A 17,171-nucleotide genomic window follows, 5' to 3' on the forward strand; every position below is an offset into this window, starting at 1 on the left:
ATGTCGAAACTGGGCAATCTCGGCGCCAGGCTCTACCGCGGTGAGGTCGGCTACGACTTCGTCGGCAAGCGCAAGATCTGGTACGGCATCTCGATACTGATCACCATCACGGCCATCGTCGGCCTGGCGGTGCGCGGCCTGAACATGGGCATCGAGTTCGAGGGCGGTGCCGTCTTCAACACCCCGAAGACCAGCGCTTCGGTCTCGCGCGCCGAAGAGGCCGCGGAGAAGGCCTCCGGCCACGACGCGATCGTCCAGAAGCTGGGTGACGACAAGCTCCGCATCCAGATCGCGGGCGTCGACATCAAGAAGTCCGACCAGATCAAGAAGTCGCTGGCCGAGGACCTGGACGTCAAGGCCGACGCCATCGACGCCGACCTCGTCGGCCCCAGCTGGGGCGACCAGATCGCGAACAAGGCCTGGCAGGGCCTGGCGATCTTCATGGTCCTCGTGGTGATCTATCTGGCCATCGCCTTCGAGTGGCGCATGGCCCTGGCCGCACTGATCGCGCTGATCCACGACATCACGATCACCGTGGGTGTGTACGCACTGGTCGGCTTCGAGGTCACTCCGGGCACGGTGATCGGTCTGCTGACCATTCTCGGTTACTCGCTGTACGACACGGTGGTGGTCTTCGACAGCTTGAAGGAGCAGTCGAAGGACATCACCAAGCAGACCAGGTACACCTACAGCGAACTCGCCAACCGCAGCATCAACGGCACCCTGGTGCGCTCGATCAACACCACGATCGTCGCGCTGCTCCCGGTGGCGGGCCTGCTGTTCATCGGTGGCGGCGCCCTGGGCGCGGGCATGCTCAACGACATCTCGCTGTCGCTGTTCGTCGGCCTCGCGGCCGGTGCGTACTCCTCGATCTTCATCGCCACGCCGCTCGTCGCCGACTTCAAGGAGCTCGAGCCGCAGATGAAGGCGCTCAAGAAGCGGGTGCTCGCCAAGCGCGCGGCGGCCGCGGCGAAGGGCGAGTCCGCGGAGGCGCCGGTGTCCGCCGATGCCGATGACCCGCAGGACGACGACCTGGCCGATGACGCCGCACCGGCCGTCGTCGGTCCCCGCACGCAGCCCGCGTCCCGCAGCCGCGGCAAGGGACGCCCGTCGGGGAAGCGCCGATGACCGAGCTCGCAGGCGTCACGGAGCTGCTGCTCAGCCGCATCCGTGACGTCCCGGACTACCCGGTGCCGGGCGTGATGTTCAAGGACATCACCCCGCTCCTGGCCGATCCGGCCGCGTTCTCGGCGCTCACGGACACCCTGGCCGAGCTCAGCGTGCGGCACGGCGCCACGAAGATCGTCGGCCTGGAGGCCCGCGGCTTCATCCTCGGCGCCCCCGTCGCGCTCCGCGCCGGGCTCGGCTTCATCCCCGTACGCAAGGCGGGCAAGCTCCCCGGGGCGACGCTGAAGCAGAGCTACGACCTGGAGTACGGCAGCGCCGAGATCGAGGTGCACGCCGAGGACCTGGCCGCGGGCGACCGCGTCATGGTCATCGACGACGTCTTGGCCACTGGAGGTACCGCCGAAGCGGCGCTGCGGCTTATTCGGCGAGCCGGCGCAGAGGCCGCCGGCGTTGCCGTACTCATGGAGTTGGCGGCTCTGGGCGGTCGTCAGCGACTTCGGGCCCCGCTGGATGGGGCGGCATTGGAGGCATTGATCGTCGTCTGATCAATTGTGAAACGGCCTTAAGGGTGCTCCGAGGTTCTCTCGGAGCACCCTTCTCTTTTCCCTGACGCCGTTTCGAACTCGGTGCTGGCTCAAATGTTGCTCAAGTTACTTGTGGTGCCAAGGGGTTCACTGACAGGATCGATATCGACCACCCCGCAAGGGGGAATAAGTGAGTGAATCCAAACGGAGGGGACCAAGTGTCGATCTCGCGTAAGTTCGCCACAGGAGCGGTGGCCGTAGCGTCTGTCGCCGCGATGTCGGCGGCAGCTGCCCCGGTGAACGCGGCGCCGTCGCAGGCAAAGACGTCGGCGTCCGGCAGCATAGTCATAAAGGGCGCTGAAGGGCGCGCATCGGACACTATCAGTGTTCGCTGCTCAAACCCTTGGAAGAATGCAGTCGGCATTCCGGGCCGGTGGACTAAGATTACGGACCGCACATGCGCCGTCTTCGGCTACCCGGGCTTTAAGACCGGATACCAGTGGACTGCTGAGCGTGGTAGGCCCTGTATCAAGGTAAAGGGCTTCAAGAATGGCCGGGAGAAGTGGTACAACGCAGGCTGCGGGAAGACCGGCTTCATTAAGAATGTCCCGTGGGGGAACGTGGCTGCCAATAAGGCTATCAAGGTAAAGGGTGCCGCCCTTTTCAAGTGGCGCTAACAGCCAGTCGCGATACGACCGGCGGTCCGTGTCGGTCAGGTGCTGTGCCTGACCGACACGCTCGGTGACCTGGAGGGCCCGGAGCGATCCGGGCCCTCCAGCAAAGACTCCTGGCGCAGTGATTTGGTGCGCCGAGCGTCAACCACAAGCGGTTTTCCCTGTTCACAGCCGTCTCGCCAACCGCAGGAGAGACTAACCCTCAGAATCGATACCATGGGTTCTTCGGGGCCTGACCGGGGGACCCCGATCGCGCACAGGGAGCGCTCTTGCCAGACGAGTCCCAGCCACTCACCGCCGCCGCGGCCGCCCAGAAGGCCAAGCAGGCCTCGGCGGGCTCCGCCGCGCCCGCGCAGAAGGCAGACGGCGCGCAGGGCGGCACGTCCGCGCAGCGCGCCCAGGGAGAGGTCTCTCGGGGCGACAAACCGGCCGAGCAGCCCCGCCCGAAGCCGCCCGCGGACCACCATCCGACGGCCCCCGCGATCCGGCCCGCCACGGGGCAGCCGGGGCGTTCCGGTTCCTCCAATCGGGTGCGGGCCAGGCTCGCCCGGCTCGGCGTCCAGCGCTCCAACCCGTACAACCCGGTTCTGGAGCCGTTGCTGCGCATAGTGCGCAGCAACGATCCCAAGATCGAGACGGCCACGCTGCGCCAGATCGAGCGGGCCTACCAGGTCGCCGAGCGCTGGCACCGCGGTCAGAAGCGCAAGAGCGGCGACCCGTACATCACGCACCCGCTCGCCGTGACGACCATCCTCGCCGAGCTGGGCATGGACCCGGCCACGCTGATGGCCGGGCTCCTGCACGACACCGTCGAGGACACCGAGTACGGCCTGGACACCCTCAAGCGCGACTTCGGCGACCAGGTCGCCCTGCTCGTCGACGGCGTCACCAAGCTGGACAAGGTCAAGTTCGGCGAGGCCGCGCAGGCCGAGACCGTGCGCAAGATGGTCGTCGCCATGGCCAAGGACCCGCGCGTCCTGGTCATCAAGCTCGCCGACCGCCTGCACAACATGCGCACCATGCGGTACCTCAAGCGCGAGAAGCAGGAGAAGAAGGCCCGCGAGACCCTGGAGATCTACGCTCCGCTGGCGCACCGCCTGGGCATGAACACCATCAAGTGGGAGCTGGAGGACCTCGCCTTCGCGATCCTCTACCCCAAGATGTACGACGAGATCGTGCGCCTGGTCGCCGAGCGTGCCCCCAAGCGCGACGAGTACCTCGCCATAGTGACCGACGAGGTCCAGTCCGACCTGCGCGCGGCCCGTATCAAGGCGACCGTCACAGGCCGTCCGAAGCACTATTACTCCGTCTACCAGAAGATGATCGTCCGCGGCCGTGATTTCGCGGAGATCTACGACCTGGTGGGCATCCGCGTCCTCGTCGACACGGTCCGCGACTGCTACGCGGCACTGGGCACCGTCCACGCCCGCTGGAACCCGGTTCCGGGGCGGTTCAAGGACTACATCGCGATGCCCAAGTTCAACATGTACCAGTCGCTGCACACGACGGTCATCGGCCCCAACGGCAAGCCCGTCGAACTGCAGATTCGTACCTTCGACATGCACCGCCGCGCCGAGTACGGCATCGCGGCGCACTGGAAGTACAAGCAGGAGGCCGTCGCCGGTGCCTCCAAGGTGCGCACCGACGTGCCGCGCAAGGCCGGTGGCAAGGACGACCACCTCAACGACATGGCGTGGCTGCGCCAGTTGCTCGACTGGCAGAAGGAGACGGAGGACCCCAGCGAGTTCCTGGAGTCGCTCCGCTTCGACCTCTCCCGCAACGAGGTCTTCGTCTTCACGCCGAAGGGCGACGTCATAGCGCTCCCGGCGGGTGCCACGCCGGTCGACTTCTCGTACGCGGTCCACACCGAGGTCGGCCACCGCACCATAGGGGCGCGGGTCAACGGCCGCCTCGTGCCGCTCGAATCGACCCTGGACAACGGCGACCTGGTGGAGGTCTTCACCTCCAAGGCCGCGGGCGCGGGCCCGTCGCGCGACTGGCTCGGCTTCGTCAAGTCGCCGCGGGCACGCAACAAGATCCGTGCGTGGTTCTCCAAGGAGCGCCGCGACGAGGCGATCGAGCAGGGCAAGGACGCCATCGCGCGCGCCATGCGCAAGCAGAACCTGCCGATCCAGCGGATCCTCACCGGTGACTCGCTGGTCACGCTCGCGCACGAGATGCGCTATCCCGACATCTCCTCCCTCTACGCGGCCATCGGCGAAGGCCACGTCACCGCGCAGTCCGTCGTCCAGAAGCTCGTCCAGGCCCTCGGCGGCGAAGAGGCGGCCAACGAGGACATCGCCGAGAGCGCGCCGCCCTCGCGCGGGCGCAGCAAGCGGCGTTCCAACGCCGACCCGGGCGTCGTGGTCAAGGGCGTCGAGGACGTGTGGGTCAAGCTGGCCCGCTGCTGCACGCCCGTCCCCGGCGACCCCATCATCGGCTTCGTCACCCGCGGCAGCGGCGTATCGGTCCACCGCAGCGACTGCGTCAACGTGGACTCGCTCTCGCGCGAGCCCGAGCGCATCCTCGAAGTCGAGTGGGCCCCCACCCAGTCCTCGGTCTTCCTGGTCGCCATCCAGGTCGAGGCACTGGACCGCTCGCGTCTCCTCTCCGACGTCACGCGCATCCTCTCGGACCAGCACGTGAACATCCTGTCGGCAGCCGTGCAGACCTCACGCGACCGCGTGGCCACCTCCCGCTTCACCTTCGAGATGGGCGACCCCAAGCACCTGGGGCACGTCCTCAAGGCGGTCAGGGGAGTGGAGGGTGTGTACGACGTGTACCGGGTGACGTCGACACGCAGGCCGTAGGACCGCACTACGTAGAGGGGCTCCCGTACGCGATGTACGGGAGCCCCTCTACGTAGACAGCAGAAAACTCAACTCAGCCGCTCAACCGCTCAGCCGCCGAACTCGTGCAGCCCCTTCACCGCTTGGTCGAGCAGCGCCTGGCGGCCGTCCAGCTCCCTCTGGAGCTTGTCGGCCTTCGCGTTGTTGCCCGCGGAGCGCGCCGTCTCGATCTGACCGTGCAGCTTGTCCACGGCCGCCTGCAGCTGGCCGGTGAGCCCCGCGGCACGCGCGCGTGCCTCCGGGTTCGTCCGGCGCCACTCGGCCTCCTCGGACTCCTGCAGCACCCGCTCCACGGCGTGCATCCGGCCCTCGACCTTCGGGCGGGCGTCACGCGGGACGTGGCCGATGGCCTCCCAGCGCTCGTTGATGGATCGGAACGCGGCTCGGGCCGCCTTCAGATCCGTCACCGGGACGAGCTTCTCGGCCTCGTCGGCCAGTTCCTCCTTGAGCTTGAGGTTCTCGCCCTGCTCCGCGTCGCGCTCCGCGAAGACCGCGCTGCGCGCCGCGAAGAAGACGTCCTGGGCGCCGCGGAAGCGGTTCCACAGGTCGTCCTCGTGCTCGCGCTGGGCGCGGCCCGCGGCCTTCCAGTCGGCCATCAGCTCGCGGTAGCGCGCGGCCGTCGGGCCCCAGTCCGCCGAACTCGACAGCGCCTCGGCCTCGCCGACCAGCTTCTCCTTGGCCTTACGGGCCTCTTCGCGCTGGGCGTCGAGCGACGCGAAGTGCGCCTTGCGCCGCTTGGAGAACGCCGAGCGGGCGTGCGAGAAGCGGTGCCAGAGTTCGTCATCCGACTTGCGGTCCAGGCGCGGCAGACCCTTCCAGGTGTCCACCAGGGCCCGCAGCCGCTCACCCGCCGCCCGCCACTGCTCGCTCCGGGCCAGCTCCTCGGCCTCGGTGACCAGGGCCTCCTTGGCGTGCCGTGCCTCGTCGGACTGCTTGGCCTTCTGGACCTTGCGCTCCTCGCGGCGCGACTCGACGCTCTCCACGAGCTTGTCGAGCCGCTTGCCCAGGGCGTCCAGATCGCCGACGGCATGCGCCTCGTCCACCTGCTGGCGCAGGTGGTCGACGGCGGTCATGGCGTCCTTGGCCGACAGGTCGGTTGTCTTCACCCGGCGCTCGAGAAGTCCGATCTCGACGACCAGACCGTCGTACTTGCGCTCGAAGTAAGCGAGGGCCTCGTCCGGAGATCCTGCCTGCCACGATCCGACCACTCGCTCGCCGCCGTCGGCCGTACGCACGTACACGGTCCCCGTCTCGTCGACGCGGCCCCACGGGTCGCTGCTCACAGCGCCTCCTCCACATGATGCCTGCGCAGGGCCTTGGGGCCCCCGGCATCGTCCACAGTTTCGTCACCGCCAACATAGGCGACCGGCGGGGCGGCTGTCCGCATCCCGCGCGACCGAAGTTTGCCCACCGGCAGTCAGGATTTCGTGACGGTGGCCTTGTCGATGACGACCGTCGCGTTCGGTGCGCCGTCGCCCCGCCCGCTGCTCTCACCGGCGGCCGCGATCTTCTTCAGAACCTTCATCCCGGAATCGGAAATGGTCCCGAACGGTGTGTAGTCGGGCGGCAGCTGACTGTCCTGATAGACGAGGAAGAACTGGCTGCCGCCGGAGTTCCTGCCCTGCTTCTTCGACGCGTTGTACTGGTTCGCCATGGCGACCGTCCCGGCCGGATACACCTTCCCCTTCAGGCGCTTGTCCTTCAGGTTCTCGTCCGGGATCGAATAGCCCGGACCGCCCTGCCCGTTGCCGCGGGGGTCGCCGCACTGCAGGACGTAGATGCCGCCGGTGGTGAGGCGGTGGCACTTGGTGTGGTCGAGATAGCCCTTGTTCACCAGGAAGTTGAAGGAGTTGACGGTGTGCGGGGCCTTCGCCGCGTCCAGTTGGAGACCGATGTCGCCGCACGTCGTCTTGAGGTCCATCGTGTAGTCGGCGGACCTGTCGATGGTGAGCGCCGGCTCCTTCTTGAAGCTCAGGGGCTTCACCTTGCCCGGCGCCGCCTTCGCGCACGGGTCCTTGGGCGTACTGGTGGGCCGCGCGGCCGCATCGTCCTTCGACGACCCGTCGCCGTCGAAGGCGCCCGCCGCGTACGACACCGCACCGCCCGCCACCACCACCGCGAGCGCCCCTGCCACGACCGCGTTGCGCATCCGGGACCTGCGCCGCGCGGTCTCCCGCCGCTCCTGCTGGCGCGCGAACTTCTCCCGGGCGAGCTGCCGCCGCCGCTGCTCGTTGCTGACCACCGGGTCTCTCCCCTTTGCCTGGGGCCCCTTTCCGGGGCCGCCTGAGTGTGCCCCGTACCGTATATGGGTTACCTGTGGAATCGGCAGCGCCGGTAGGCTCTGATCTGCCGCGTTCTCCCGCCGGGGGCCGCGGTCACCTGCCGCCGGACGACGAACGAAGGACGATCGTGCTCATTGCCGGGTTTCCCGCCGGGGCCTGGGGCACCAACTGCTACCTGGTCGCCCCCGCCGCAGGCGAGGAGTGCGTGATCATCGACCCGGGCCACCAGGCCGCCCAGGGAGTCGAGGACGCGCTCAAGAAGCATCGGCTCAAGCCCGTCGCGGTCATTCTCACCCACGGCCACATCGACCACGTCGCCTCGGTCGTCCCGGTGTGCGGAGCGCACGACGTTCCCGCATGGATCCACCCCTCCGACCGGTACATGATGAGCGACCCCGAGAAGGCGCTCGGCCGCTCCATCGGGATGCCGCTGATGGGCGAGCTGACGGTGGGGGAGCCCGACGACATGCGGGAGCTGACCGACGGCGCCGAGCTGAGCCTTGCGGGCCTCGACTTCTCCGTCGCGCACGCGCCGGGCCATACGAAGGGGTCGGTGACCTTCCAGATGCCCGAGACTGAGGAGATTCCCTCGGTGTTCTTCTCGGGTGATCTGCTCTTCGCCGGCTCCATCGGACGCACGGACCTGCCCGGCGGCAGCCACACCGAGATCCTCGAATCGCTGGGCCGCGTGTGCCTGCCGCTCGACGACTCGACCGTGGTGCTTTCCGGCCACGGCCCCCAGACATCCATCGGCCAGGAGCGCGCCACCAACCCGTATCTGCGGCAGGTGGCCGCCGGCTTGGGCGCGGACGAGACGTCCGCCCCGCGACGAGGAATGTGACGAGAGAAATTCCGTGAGCACCTTCAAGGCCCCCAAGGGCACGTACGACCTGCTTCCGCCGGACTCCGCGAAGTTCCTGGCGGTGCGCGAGGCGATCGCCGCGCCGCTGCGCAACTCCGGATACGGCTACATCGAGACGCCCGGGTTCGAGAACGTCGAGCTGTTCGCGCGCGGAGTCGGTGAGTCCACCGACATCGTCACCAAGGAGATGTACGCCTTCACCACCAAGGGCGGCGACGAACTCGCGCTGCGCCCCGAAGGCACCGCCTCCGTGCTGCGCGCCGCCCTGGAGGGCAACCTCCACAAGGCCGGAAACCTCCCGGTCAAGCTCTGGTACTCGGGCTCCTACTACCGCTACGAGCGCCCCCAGAAGGGCCGCTACAGGCACTTCTCCCAGGTCGGCGCCGAGGCGATCGGCGCCGAGGACCCGGCGCTCGACGCCGAGCTGATCATCCTGGCCGACCAGGCGTACCGCGCCCTCGGCCTGCGGAACTTCCGCATCCTGCTCAACTCCCTCGGCGACAAGGAGTGCCGTCCCGTCTACCGGGCCGCGCTGCAGGACTTCCTGCGCGAGCTCGACCTGGACGAGGAGACACGTCGACGTGTCGACATCAACCCGCTGCGCGTCCTCGACGACAAGCGGCCCGACGTGCAGAAGCAGCTCGTGGGCGCGCCCTCGCTCCGCGACCACCTGTGCGAGGCGTGCAAGGAGTACCACGAGCAGGTCCGCGAGCTGATCACCGCGGCGGGCGTCGCCTTCGAGGACGACGAGAAGCTGGTCCGCGGCCTGGACTACTACACCCGCACGACCTTCGAGTTCGTCCACGACGGCCTCGGCTCGCAGTCCGCGGTGGGCGGCGGCGGCCGCTACGACGGCCTGTCCGAGATGATCGGCGGCCCCTCGCTGCCCTCGGTCGGCTGGGCGCTCGGCGTGGACCGCACGGTGCTGGCCCTGGAGGCGGAGGGCGTCGAGCTCGCCATCCCCGCGGCCACCAGCGTCTTCGCGGTGCCGCTCGGAGACGAGGCACGCCGGGTCCTGTTCGCCAAGGTGACGGAGCTGCGCAGGGCCGGGATCGCGGCGGACTTCTCGTTCGGGGGCAAGGGGCTCAAGGGCGCGATGAAGAACGCCAACCGCAGCGGTGCGCGCTTCACCGTCGTCGCCGGTGAGCGTGACCTCGCCGAGGGCGTCGTCCAGCTCAAGGACATGGAGTCCGGTGAGCAGGAGGCGGTAGCGGTGGACGAGATCGTGGCGGCCCTGACAGCCAAGCTGAGTCGCTGAGCCCGCAGCTGAGCCCCTCCGGCGCTTGAGGAGCGGGGTCCGGGGCAGCGCCCCGAGGCCTCGCCCCTCCCGGGAGGGGCGCTCAGTCCAGCAAACCCAAGCGCAGAGCAGTCGTCACCGCGGCGGTGCGGTCGTCGACGTCCAGCTTCCCGAAGATCCGCAGCAGATGCGTCTTCACCGTCGACTCGGCGACGTACAGCCGACGCCCTATCTCCGCATTCGTGCAGCCCTCGGCGACGAGCCGGAGCACCGCCGTCTCACGCTCGGAGAGCCGCGGCCGCGCGGGCCGGTTGCGCAGCTGGTCCACGAGGCGCGCCGCGACGGACGGCGCGAGCACGGTCTCGCCCCGCGCGGCCGCCCGTACCGCGTCGGCGAGCTCACTGCGGGCCAGGTCCTTGAGCAGATAGCCCGCCGCGCCCGCCTCCACGGCGCGCAGGATGTCGCGGTCCGTCTCGTACGTCGTGAGGACGATCACCCGGCACGCCAGCCCCGTGGCGGCCATGCGCTCGATCGATTCGACGCCGGACCCGCCGGGCATCCGCAGGTCCATCAGGACGATGTCGGGGCGCAGTTCGGCCGCGAGGGCCTCCGCGCGCGGACCACTCGACGCCTCCGCGACGACCTCCAGGTCGGGCTCGGCACCGATCATGGCGCGCAGCCCCTCGCGTACGACGGGGTGGTCGTCGGCGAGCACGATGCGGATCACCGGGTGCTCCTCTCGGGGACGGGGAGCAGGACGGTGACGGTGGCGCCCTCGCCGTGGCCGCTGACCACGTCGGCGGTGCCGCGGACCTCGGCGGCCCGCGTCCGCAGTCCCCGCAGGCCGTACCCCTGGTGGGACGCGCGGGGATCGAAGCCGCACCCGGTGTCGCGCACCGAGAGGCCGATCGTGCCGGGTGCGTACGTCAGGGTGACGGAGGCCGAGGCGCCGGGTCCGGCGTGTCTGCGTACGTTGGTGAGCGCTTCCTGGCAGGAGCGCAGGGCGACCACCTCCAGGCCGGGCGGCAGCGGCCGCACCTCACCGGTGACCGTGACGTCGGCGTCGTGGCGGGCGGCGAGGCGGCGTACCGCGTCCGGCAGCGGTCCGGAGTCCAGGTCCGCCGGGACGCCACCGGCGACCAGGGCCCGCGCTTCGGCGAGGTTCTGCCGTGCGGTGGCCTCCATCAGTGCGAGGTGGCGGCGGGCCGCGGGCACGTCGCGGGCCAGCTCGGCGTCGACGGCCTGGACGAGCATCAGGACGCTGGTGAAGCCCTGTGCGAGGGTGTCGTGGATCTCCCGGGACATCCGTTCCCGTTCGGCGAGGGCGCCGCGCTCGGCGAAGAGCCGGGCGAGTTCCTCGCGGCTGGCCTCCAGTTGGGCGATGAGCCGGGCCCGCTCCGTGCTCTGTTCGATGACCCGCAAGGTCCAGACACCGACGGCCACCGAGAAGACCAGGGTGACCGTGGCGAACACCGAGTTGTAGAAGACGTCCTGCGCGGACGGGCGCCACAGCACCGCCCAGCCCGCCACCGGCACGACGTTGAGAACGACGACGGCGACCAGCGCGGGCCGCGTCCGCAGCGCGATGAAGCACATCGGGATGAGGGCGAAGGTCATCAGCCGGGTCTCGCCGACCAGCACCCCCGGCGGCAGAAAGAGCAGGATCGTGCCCGCGACGTAGCGGCGGGCCCCCGTACGTGCCTCCTTATGTCCATCGAACGGTGGACACCCGTCCGGGTGCGGCACAATGTGCGTGCCCGCGGCCCCACAAGCGACGGAACGGCATGATGAGCAAAACGATGTCAGCGAAGGACGACGCCCTGGATGACCGGGGCCGTGCGGACGCTCCCGGTGCCGTCGGCGGCAGCCGCGCGCTTGCCCTGCTTCTGGTGATCACGGGTGCGGGCGGTCTGCTCGCGTCCTGGATCATCACGCTCGACAAGTTCGAGCTCCTGAAGGACCCGAACTTCCAGCCGGGCTGCAGCATCAACCCCGTCGTCGCCTGCGGCAGCATCATGAAGAGCGAGCAGGCGGAGGCGTTCGGCTTCCCGAACCCGATGCTGGGCCTGGTCGCCTACGCCATCGTGATCTGCGTCGGCGTGAGCCTGCTCGGCCGGGCCCGTTTCCCGCGCTGGTACTGGCTGACGTTCAACGCGGGCGCGCTCTTCGGCGTCGCGTTCTGCACCTGGCTCATGATCCAGTCGCTCTACCACATCAACGCGCTCTGCCTCTGGTGCTGCCTGGCCTGGACCGTCACGCTCCTGATCTTCTGGTACGTCACGTCCTTCAACGTCCGGGCCGGTTTCCTGCCCGCGCCGGGCTGGGCCAAGAGCTTCCTGGCCGACTTCACCTGGGCCCTGCCCGTGATGCACATCGGCGTCATCGCGATGCTGATCCTCACGCGCTGGGGCGCCGACCTCTGGGCCTGACCGGGCCCCGGAGGGATTGTCAGTGGGGTGACATAGGGTTCTTGACGTGGAGCCCGACCTGTTCACCGCCGCAGCCGAAGACCGCCAGGAAAAGGACCCGTCCAGCAGTCCCCTGGCCGTCCGGATGCGCCCGCGCACCCTCGACGAAGTCGTCGGCCAGCAGCATCTGCTGAAGCGGGGATCACCCCTGCGCCGCCTGGTGGGCGAGGGCGCGGGAGGACCCGCGGGGCCCTCCTCGGTCTTCCTGTGGGGCCCGCCCGGCATCGGCAAGACCACCCTTGCGTACGTCGTCTCCAAGGCCACGAACAAGCGCTTCGTCGAGCTCTCCGCGATCACCGCGGGCGTGAAGGAAGTGCGCGCCGTCATCGACGGGGCCCGCAGGGCGATGGGCGGTCACGGCAAGGAGACCGTCCTCTTCCTCGACGAGATCCACCGCTTCAGCAAGGCCCAGCAGGACTCCCTGCTGCCCGCCGTGGAGAACCGCTGGGTCACGCTGATCGCGGCGACCACGGAGAACCCGTACTTCTCGATCATCTCTCCGCTCCTGTCCCGCTCCCTGCTGCTCACCCTCGAACCGCTCACCGATGACGACCTGCGCGGCCTGCTGCGCCGGGCGCTCATCGACGAGCGTGGCCTCGGGGGCGCGGTCGAGCTGCCCGAGGAGGCCGAGGAGCATCTGCTGCGCATCGCGGGCGGTGACGCCCGGCGCGCGCTCACGGCCCTGGAGGCGGGCGCGGGCTCGGCCCTCGCCCAGGGCGAGAAGGAGATCACCCTCCAGACCCTGGAGGAATCGGTCGACCGGGCCGCCGTGAAGTACGACCGGGACGGCGACCAGCACTACGACGTGGCGAGCGCCCTCATCAAGTCCATCCGCGGCTCGGACGTGGACGCGGCCCTGCACTATCTGGCCCGCATGATCGAGGCGGGCGAGGACCCCCGCTTCATCGCCAGGCGCCTGATGATCTCCGCCAGCGAGGACATCGGCCTCGCCGATCCGACCGCCCTGCCCACCGCGGTCGCCGCCGCCCAGGCCGTTGCCATGATCGGCTTCCCCGAGGCCGCGCTCACCCTCAGCCACGCCACGATCGCCCTCGCCCTGGCCCCGAAGTCGAACGCCGCGACGATCGCCATCCAGCAGGCCCAGGCCGACGTCCGCGGCGGCCTCGCCGGCCCCGTCCCGCCCCACCTGCGTGACGGTCACTACAAGGGCGCGGCCAAGCTCGGCCACGCCCAGGGGTACGTGTACCCCCACGATGTCCCCGGCGGCATCGCCGCCCAGCAGTACGCCCCGGACACCGTCGAGGGCAAGCGCTACTACCGACCCACGAGATACGGCGCCGAGGCGCGGTATGCCGACGTGGTCGACCGCGTCCGCGCCCGCCTCAAGGGCGATCAGCCCGAGAGCTAGCCGGACCGGGCCGGGCCGGAGAGGCCCCGGGCTGAGGCACCCCGCCACACCCGGTACACTTGCCCGGAGTGCTGCGTCCCGTGCCGGTCTCGTACCGGCGCCACCAGAACGGGACATCCAGCCGGAACCCCACCGCCGCGAGGCACCGGGGATCCAGGAGCGTCGCGCACCGTCGAAGGTGTCGCGGGCAGCCCACCACCATCTCGTACTCCGGGAATCGGTCGGTGGGCCACTCGCGTGCTGCACATAGTGCCCAGACCAGGGAGCGGCTGCCTCACGGCCCATGGCTTTCGAGCCCGGGGTTCCTGAGGTTTCCCAGGCTGCGGATGCGACCTCCCCTAACCACTGGTGAAGCCGATTTCACAATGAACAGAGAGGTTGGTTCATGCCGAACCAGTCCCGCCCCAAGGTCAAGAAGTCGCGTGCCCTCGGCATCGCGCTGACCCCGAAGGCCGTCAAGTACTTCGAGGCCCGCCCCTACCCGCCGGGCGAGCACGGCCGTGGGCGCAAGCAGAACTCGGACTACAAGGTCCGTCTGCTCGAGAAGCAGCGCCTGCGTGCGCAGTACGACCTCTCCGAGCGCCAGCTCGTCCGTGCCTACGAGCGTGCGTCCAAGACGCAGCTCAAGACCGGTGAGGCCCTGGTCATCGAGCTGGAGCGTCGTCTCGACGCCCTGGTCCTGCGTTCGGGCATCGCCCGCACGATCTACCAGGCCCGCCAGATGGTCGTGCACGGCCACATCGAGGTCAACGGCGGCAAGGTCGACAAGCCGTCGTACCGCGTCCGTCCCGACGACGTCGTGATGGTCCGCGAGCGCAGCCGCGAGAAGCCGCTGTTCCAGGTCGCGCGTGAGGGTGGCTTCGCCCCCGACGGCGAGACCCCGCGCTACCTCCAGGTGAACCTGAAGGCCCTGGCCTTCCGCCTGGACCGCGACCCGAACCGCAAGGAGATCCCCGTGATCTGCGACGAGCAGCTCGTCGTCGAGTACTACGCCCGCTGACCCGGACGTAGCTCACCCTGCTTCAGCCCGTCGCCTCCCCGCCCTTCCCGGCGGGGCAGGCGGCGGGTTCGGTCGTTTCCGGGGCCCGTGCGCAGCGCCCTCGCCACCGCCGCGTCCAGGTCGAGCCCCGCGCCGACCCGCACGCACTCCTCGTACCGCTCGTCGCCGAGCGCCTCGCGGGCCCGCTCCTCGCACAGTGCGCGCGCCCCGCCGAAGTGCACCGAACCGAACAGCGGAAGACCCACCGAGGGCCAGATGCCGTCCGCGGCGCCCTGCAGCACCGCGGCCTCCGCGGGATCGCCCTCCGTCGCCGTGAACAGCGCGAGCAGCTCGATGGAGAGCACCGTGCCGAGCAGGTCGTGGAAGCGGTGGTCGAGATCCAGTGACTCGGCGACCAGCTCCCGCGCCCTCTCCGCCTCGCCGCGGGTCCAGGCCGCGTAGCCGAGCACATAGAGGGCGTACGCGAGGGCCCAGCGCTCGCCGTGGTCCTCGCAGACAAGGCGCACGTGCTCGCAGAGTTCCACCGCGTCGGCGAGCTCGCCGCGGAAGGCCAGCGCCATGGCCAGCTCGGTCTGCCCCATCAGGACGTTGCTGTTCAGCTCGCCGATCGTCCGGTACTGCTCCAGGGCGGAGCGCAGCAGTGTCTCCGCGCGCGGCAGGTCGCCCGTGACCAGGGCGAGACAGCCGATGCGGTGCTCCGCGTACGCCGCGGCGACGGCGCTGCCCGCGCGCTCGGCCCCGTCGCGGCACTCGTGCAGGGCGGCGAGCGCGGCGATCGTGTCGCCCTGCAGCACGGCCACGTAGCCGAGCACCCACAGCGCCTTGAGCCGCGAGTCCTCGTGGCCGCCTTCGAGCTCCAGGGCGCGGTCGAGCCAGTGCCTGCCCTCCGCGAGCCGCCCGCACCCGACCCAGTAGAACCAGAGCGTCCCGGCCAGGTACTGCCCCAGGTGGGCCTCGTCCGGCTCGGTCAGACAGAACTCCAACGCGGCCCGCAGGTTGGGGAGTTCGACCTCGACGAGGGCCGCGACCTGCGGCTGGCGCGGCGAGAACCAGTCCAGCTCGCACCAGGTGGCGAGCCCCATGTACCAGTCGCGGTGCCTGCGCCGCAGCCGCGCGGTCTCACCCGCCGCCTCCAGCCAGTCGCCACCGTAGGCCCTGACTGTGTCGAGCATGCGATAGCGCACGCCCGCGGGCCACTCCTCACGGGTCACGACGGACTGGGCGAGGAGTTCGTCGAGCACATCGAGCACGTCCTCGGCGTGCAGACCGTCCCCGGCGCAGATGTACTCGGCCGCCTCCAGGTCGAACTGTCCGGCGAACACCGAGAGGCGCGCCCACAGCAGCCGCTCCCGCGGCGTGCACAGCTCGTGGCTCCAGCCGATGGCCGTCCGCAGCGTCTGGTGGCGCGGCAGCGCATCGCGCCGGGCCCCGGTCAGGAGCCGGAACCGGTCGTCGAGCCGGGCGAGCAACTGCGCGGGGGAGAGGGCCCGCAGCCGGCCCGCGGCCAGCTCCACGGCGAGCGGAAGCCCTTCGAGGCGGCGGCACAGCTCCATGACGTCCGAGCGGTTTCCGTCGTCGACGGCGAAACCGGGCAGTCCGGCCGTCGCCCGGTCGGTGAAGAGCGCCGCCGCGTCCGGTCCCGGCAGCGGCGCGAGCGGGAAGAGCCGCTCGCCCCCGGTCTCCAGGGGCCTGCGGCCCACCGCGAGCACCCGCAGCCCGGGGGAGTGTGTAAGGAGGTCGCGCACCAGCGAGGCGCAGGCGTCGACCAGGTGCTCGAAACCGTCGACGACCAGGAGCAGTTCCGGCTCCGCGAGGTGCCCGAGCAGGACCTGGCGCGGCGGCCGCTTCGTGTGGTCCGTCAGCTCCAGGGCCTCGGCGACCGCGTGCTCGAGCAGGTCCGGGTCCCGCAGCGCCGTGAGATCGGCCAGCCAGGCGCCGTCGGGCAGTGTGCTCCGGGCCGCGGCCCGCGCGGCGAGGCGCGATTTCCCGACTCCGCCCACCCCGGTCACGGTGACGAGCCGCCCGGCCTCCAACGCCGTCGCCAGCTCGGCGAGTTCGGTGCCGCGCCCGACGAAGGCGTTCAGTTCCAGGGGGAGATTGCCGGACGGAATGGGTCGCATGGGGTACGGAGCGTACTCAGCCGTAAGCGTTCCGTACAATCACTTCGCACAACTCCTGCGGCGGTCAAGGGGAATGCGGTACGGAGCGGCGCCCCCGGCGCGATAGGGTCGGAGAACGACTTTTTTGATGTTCGGGTACGAAGTTCGGGTGCGAAGTTCGAGCGCGAAGTCCAGGACGAGATTCAGGGAGCGGTGCCAAGTGTCGGGTGGAGAGGTTGCCGGAATCCTGGTGGCCGTCTTCTGGGCGATCCTGGTCTCCTTCCTCGCGGTGGCACTGGCGAGGCTGGCCCAGACGCTCAGGGCGACCACGAAGCTCGTCGCGGACGTGACCGAGCAGGCCGTCCCCCTCCTGGCCGACGCCTCCACCGCGGTGCGCTCCGCGCAGACCCAGATCGACCGGGTCGACGCCATTGCCTCCGACGTCCAGGAAGTCACGTCGAACGCGTCGGCGCTGTCCACGACGGTCGCCTCGACCTTCGGCGGCCCCCTCGTGAAGGTGGCCGCGTTCGGCTACGGCGTGCGCAGGGCCATCAGCCGCAAGCCCGGCCCCGAAGCAAACGACATGCCCGCCAAGCCGTCCCGTCGTACGGTGATCGTGGGTCGCACCGTCCCGTCCGCGCGGCGGACCAAGCGGGCCAACCGGAGTAAGAGGGACTGA

At 69.8% G+C, this 17,171-nt stretch carries 14 protein-coding genes and 1 pseudogene; 10 read left to right on the forward strand and 5 right to left on the reverse strand.

Translation table 11 applies throughout. From position 1 onward, the window contains the following. The 4 genes from secF (at position 1) to ABZ953_RS22590 (ending at position 5,136) form a co-directional block, all read left to right on the forward strand. Positions 1 to 1,128: a protein translocase subunit SecF gene (gene secF / locus ABZ953_RS22575; protein ID WP_361726655.1), complete on the forward strand. Its 1,128-nt coding sequence runs from the start codon at positions 1 to 3 to the stop codon at positions 1,126 to 1,128. Next, positions 1,125 to 1,673, forward strand: coding sequence for an adenine phosphoribosyltransferase (locus ABZ953_RS22580; RefSeq protein ID WP_361726657.1), 549 nt, complete (start codon positions 1,125 to 1,127; stop codon positions 1,671 to 1,673). The genes secF and ABZ953_RS22580 overlap by 4 nt, the downstream gene beginning before the upstream one ends. 197 nt (positions 1,674 to 1,870) lie before the next feature. Further along, positions 1,871 to 2,329, forward strand: coding sequence for a hypothetical protein (locus ABZ953_RS22585; protein WP_361726659.1), 459 nt, complete (start codon positions 1,871 to 1,873; stop codon positions 2,327 to 2,329). A 266-nt stretch (positions 2,330 to 2,595) separates the two neighbouring features. Then, complete coding sequence (locus tag ABZ953_RS22590) at positions 2,596 to 5,136, forward strand: RelA/SpoT family protein (RefSeq protein WP_361726661.1); 2,541 nt, start codon at positions 2,596 to 2,598, stop codon at positions 5,134 to 5,136. Between the two features lie 89 nt (positions 5,137 to 5,225). Here the strand turns inward: ABZ953_RS22590 and ABZ953_RS22595 are convergent, their stop codons facing one another. Together ABZ953_RS22595 and ABZ953_RS22600 are read right to left on the reverse strand one after the other, a co-directional pair. Beyond that, positions 5,226 to 6,458, reverse strand: a complete 1,233-nt coding sequence (locus ABZ953_RS22595) for a DUF349 domain-containing protein (protein WP_361726663.1) — start codon at positions 6,456 to 6,458, stop codon at positions 5,226 to 5,228. Positions 6,459 to 6,592: 134 nt separating this feature from the next. Then, positions 6,593 to 7,417: a peptidylprolyl isomerase gene (locus ABZ953_RS22600; protein WP_361726665.1), complete on the reverse strand. Its 825-nt coding sequence runs from the start codon at positions 7,415 to 7,417 to the stop codon at positions 6,593 to 6,595. A 167-nt stretch (positions 7,418 to 7,584) separates the two neighbouring features. Between ABZ953_RS22600 and ABZ953_RS22605 the strand changes: the two genes are divergently transcribed. Together ABZ953_RS22605 and hisS are read left to right on the forward strand one after the other, a co-directional pair. After that, the gene (locus ABZ953_RS22605) at positions 7,585 to 8,298 is read left to right on the forward strand and encodes an MBL fold metallo-hydrolase (protein WP_361726667.1); all 714 of its coding nucleotides are present in this window, start codon (positions 7,585 to 7,587) and stop codon (positions 8,296 to 8,298) included. Between the two features lie 13 nt (positions 8,299 to 8,311). Beyond that, on the forward strand, positions 8,312 to 9,577 hold the full coding sequence (gene hisS, locus ABZ953_RS22610) for a histidine--tRNA ligase (protein WP_361726669.1): 1,266 nt from the start codon (positions 8,312 to 8,314) through the stop codon (positions 9,575 to 9,577). An 82-nt stretch (positions 9,578 to 9,659) separates the two neighbouring features. On the opposite strand, the gene ABZ953_RS22615 is transcribed toward hisS, so the two are convergent. Both ABZ953_RS22615 and ABZ953_RS22620 read right to left on the reverse strand, forming a co-directional pair. Then, a complete protein-coding gene (locus ABZ953_RS22615; protein WP_361726671.1) occupies positions 9,660 to 10,283 on the reverse strand; it encodes a response regulator transcription factor in 624 nt (207 codons plus the stop codon). Continuing rightward, a pseudogene (locus tag ABZ953_RS22620) lies at positions 10,280 to 11,221 on the reverse strand (sensor histidine kinase); the annotation flags it as partial. The gene ABZ953_RS22615 and the pseudogene ABZ953_RS22620, both read right to left, overlap by 4 nt. 134 nt (positions 11,222 to 11,355) lie before the next feature. Between ABZ953_RS22620 and ABZ953_RS22625 the strand changes: the two are divergent. From ABZ953_RS22625 to rpsD, 3 genes are all read left to right on the forward strand, one after another. Further along, complete coding sequence (locus ABZ953_RS22625; RefSeq protein ID WP_361726673.1) at positions 11,356 to 11,985, forward strand: vitamin K epoxide reductase family protein; 630 nt, start codon at positions 11,356 to 11,358, stop codon at positions 11,983 to 11,985. 46 nt (positions 11,986 to 12,031) lie between these two features. Beyond that, the gene (locus ABZ953_RS22630; RefSeq protein WP_361726675.1) at positions 12,032 to 13,393 is read left to right on the forward strand and encodes a replication-associated recombination protein A; all 1,362 of its coding nucleotides are present in this window, start codon (positions 12,032 to 12,034) and stop codon (positions 13,391 to 13,393) included. 385 nt (positions 13,394 to 13,778) lie between these two features. Then, entirely contained in the window at positions 13,779 to 14,393 is a 615-nt protein-coding gene (gene rpsD, locus ABZ953_RS22635) for a 30S ribosomal protein S4 (protein ID WP_055563995.1), read from the forward strand. Here the strand turns inward: rpsD and ABZ953_RS22640 are convergent. Beyond that, positions 14,381 to 16,513: an AAA family ATPase gene (locus tag ABZ953_RS22640; RefSeq protein WP_361726677.1), complete on the reverse strand. Its 2,133-nt coding sequence runs from the start codon at positions 16,511 to 16,513 to the stop codon at positions 14,381 to 14,383. The genes rpsD and ABZ953_RS22640 overlap by 13 nt on opposite strands. 199 nt (positions 16,514 to 16,712) lie before the next feature. Between ABZ953_RS22640 and ABZ953_RS22645 the strand changes: the two genes are divergently transcribed. Then, positions 16,713 to 17,171 carry a DUF948 domain-containing protein gene (locus tag ABZ953_RS22645; protein WP_361726679.1) on the forward strand — a complete coding sequence of 153 codons (459 nt, stop codon included), beginning with the start codon at positions 16,713 to 16,715 and terminating at the stop codon, positions 17,169 to 17,171.

It is taken from the genome of Streptomyces sp. NPDC046465 (assembly GCF_040646035.1).
Classification (GTDB): Bacteria; Actinomycetota; Actinomycetes; order Streptomycetales; family Streptomycetaceae; genus Streptomyces.

Bases quoted from the DNA above. Each gene is read 5' to 3' on its own strand.
- rpsD (WP_055563995.1), top strand. From the start codon at position 13,779: ATGCCGAACCAGTCCCGCCCCAAGGTCAAGAAGTCGCGTGCCCTCGGC.
- ABZ953_RS22580 (WP_361726657.1), top strand. From the start codon at position 1,125: ATGACCGAGCTCGCAGGCGTCACGGAGCTGCTGCTCAGCCGCATCCGT.
- secF (WP_361726655.1), top strand. From the start codon at position 1: ATGTCGAAACTGGGCAATCTCGGCGCCAGGCTCTACCGCGGTGAGGTC.
- ABZ953_RS22640 (WP_361726677.1), bottom strand. From the start codon at position 16,513: ATGCGACCCATTCCGTCCGGCAATCTCCCCCTGGAACTGAACGCCTTC.
- ABZ953_RS22625 (WP_361726673.1), top strand. From the start codon at position 11,356: ATGTCAGCGAAGGACGACGCCCTGGATGACCGGGGCCGTGCGGACGCT.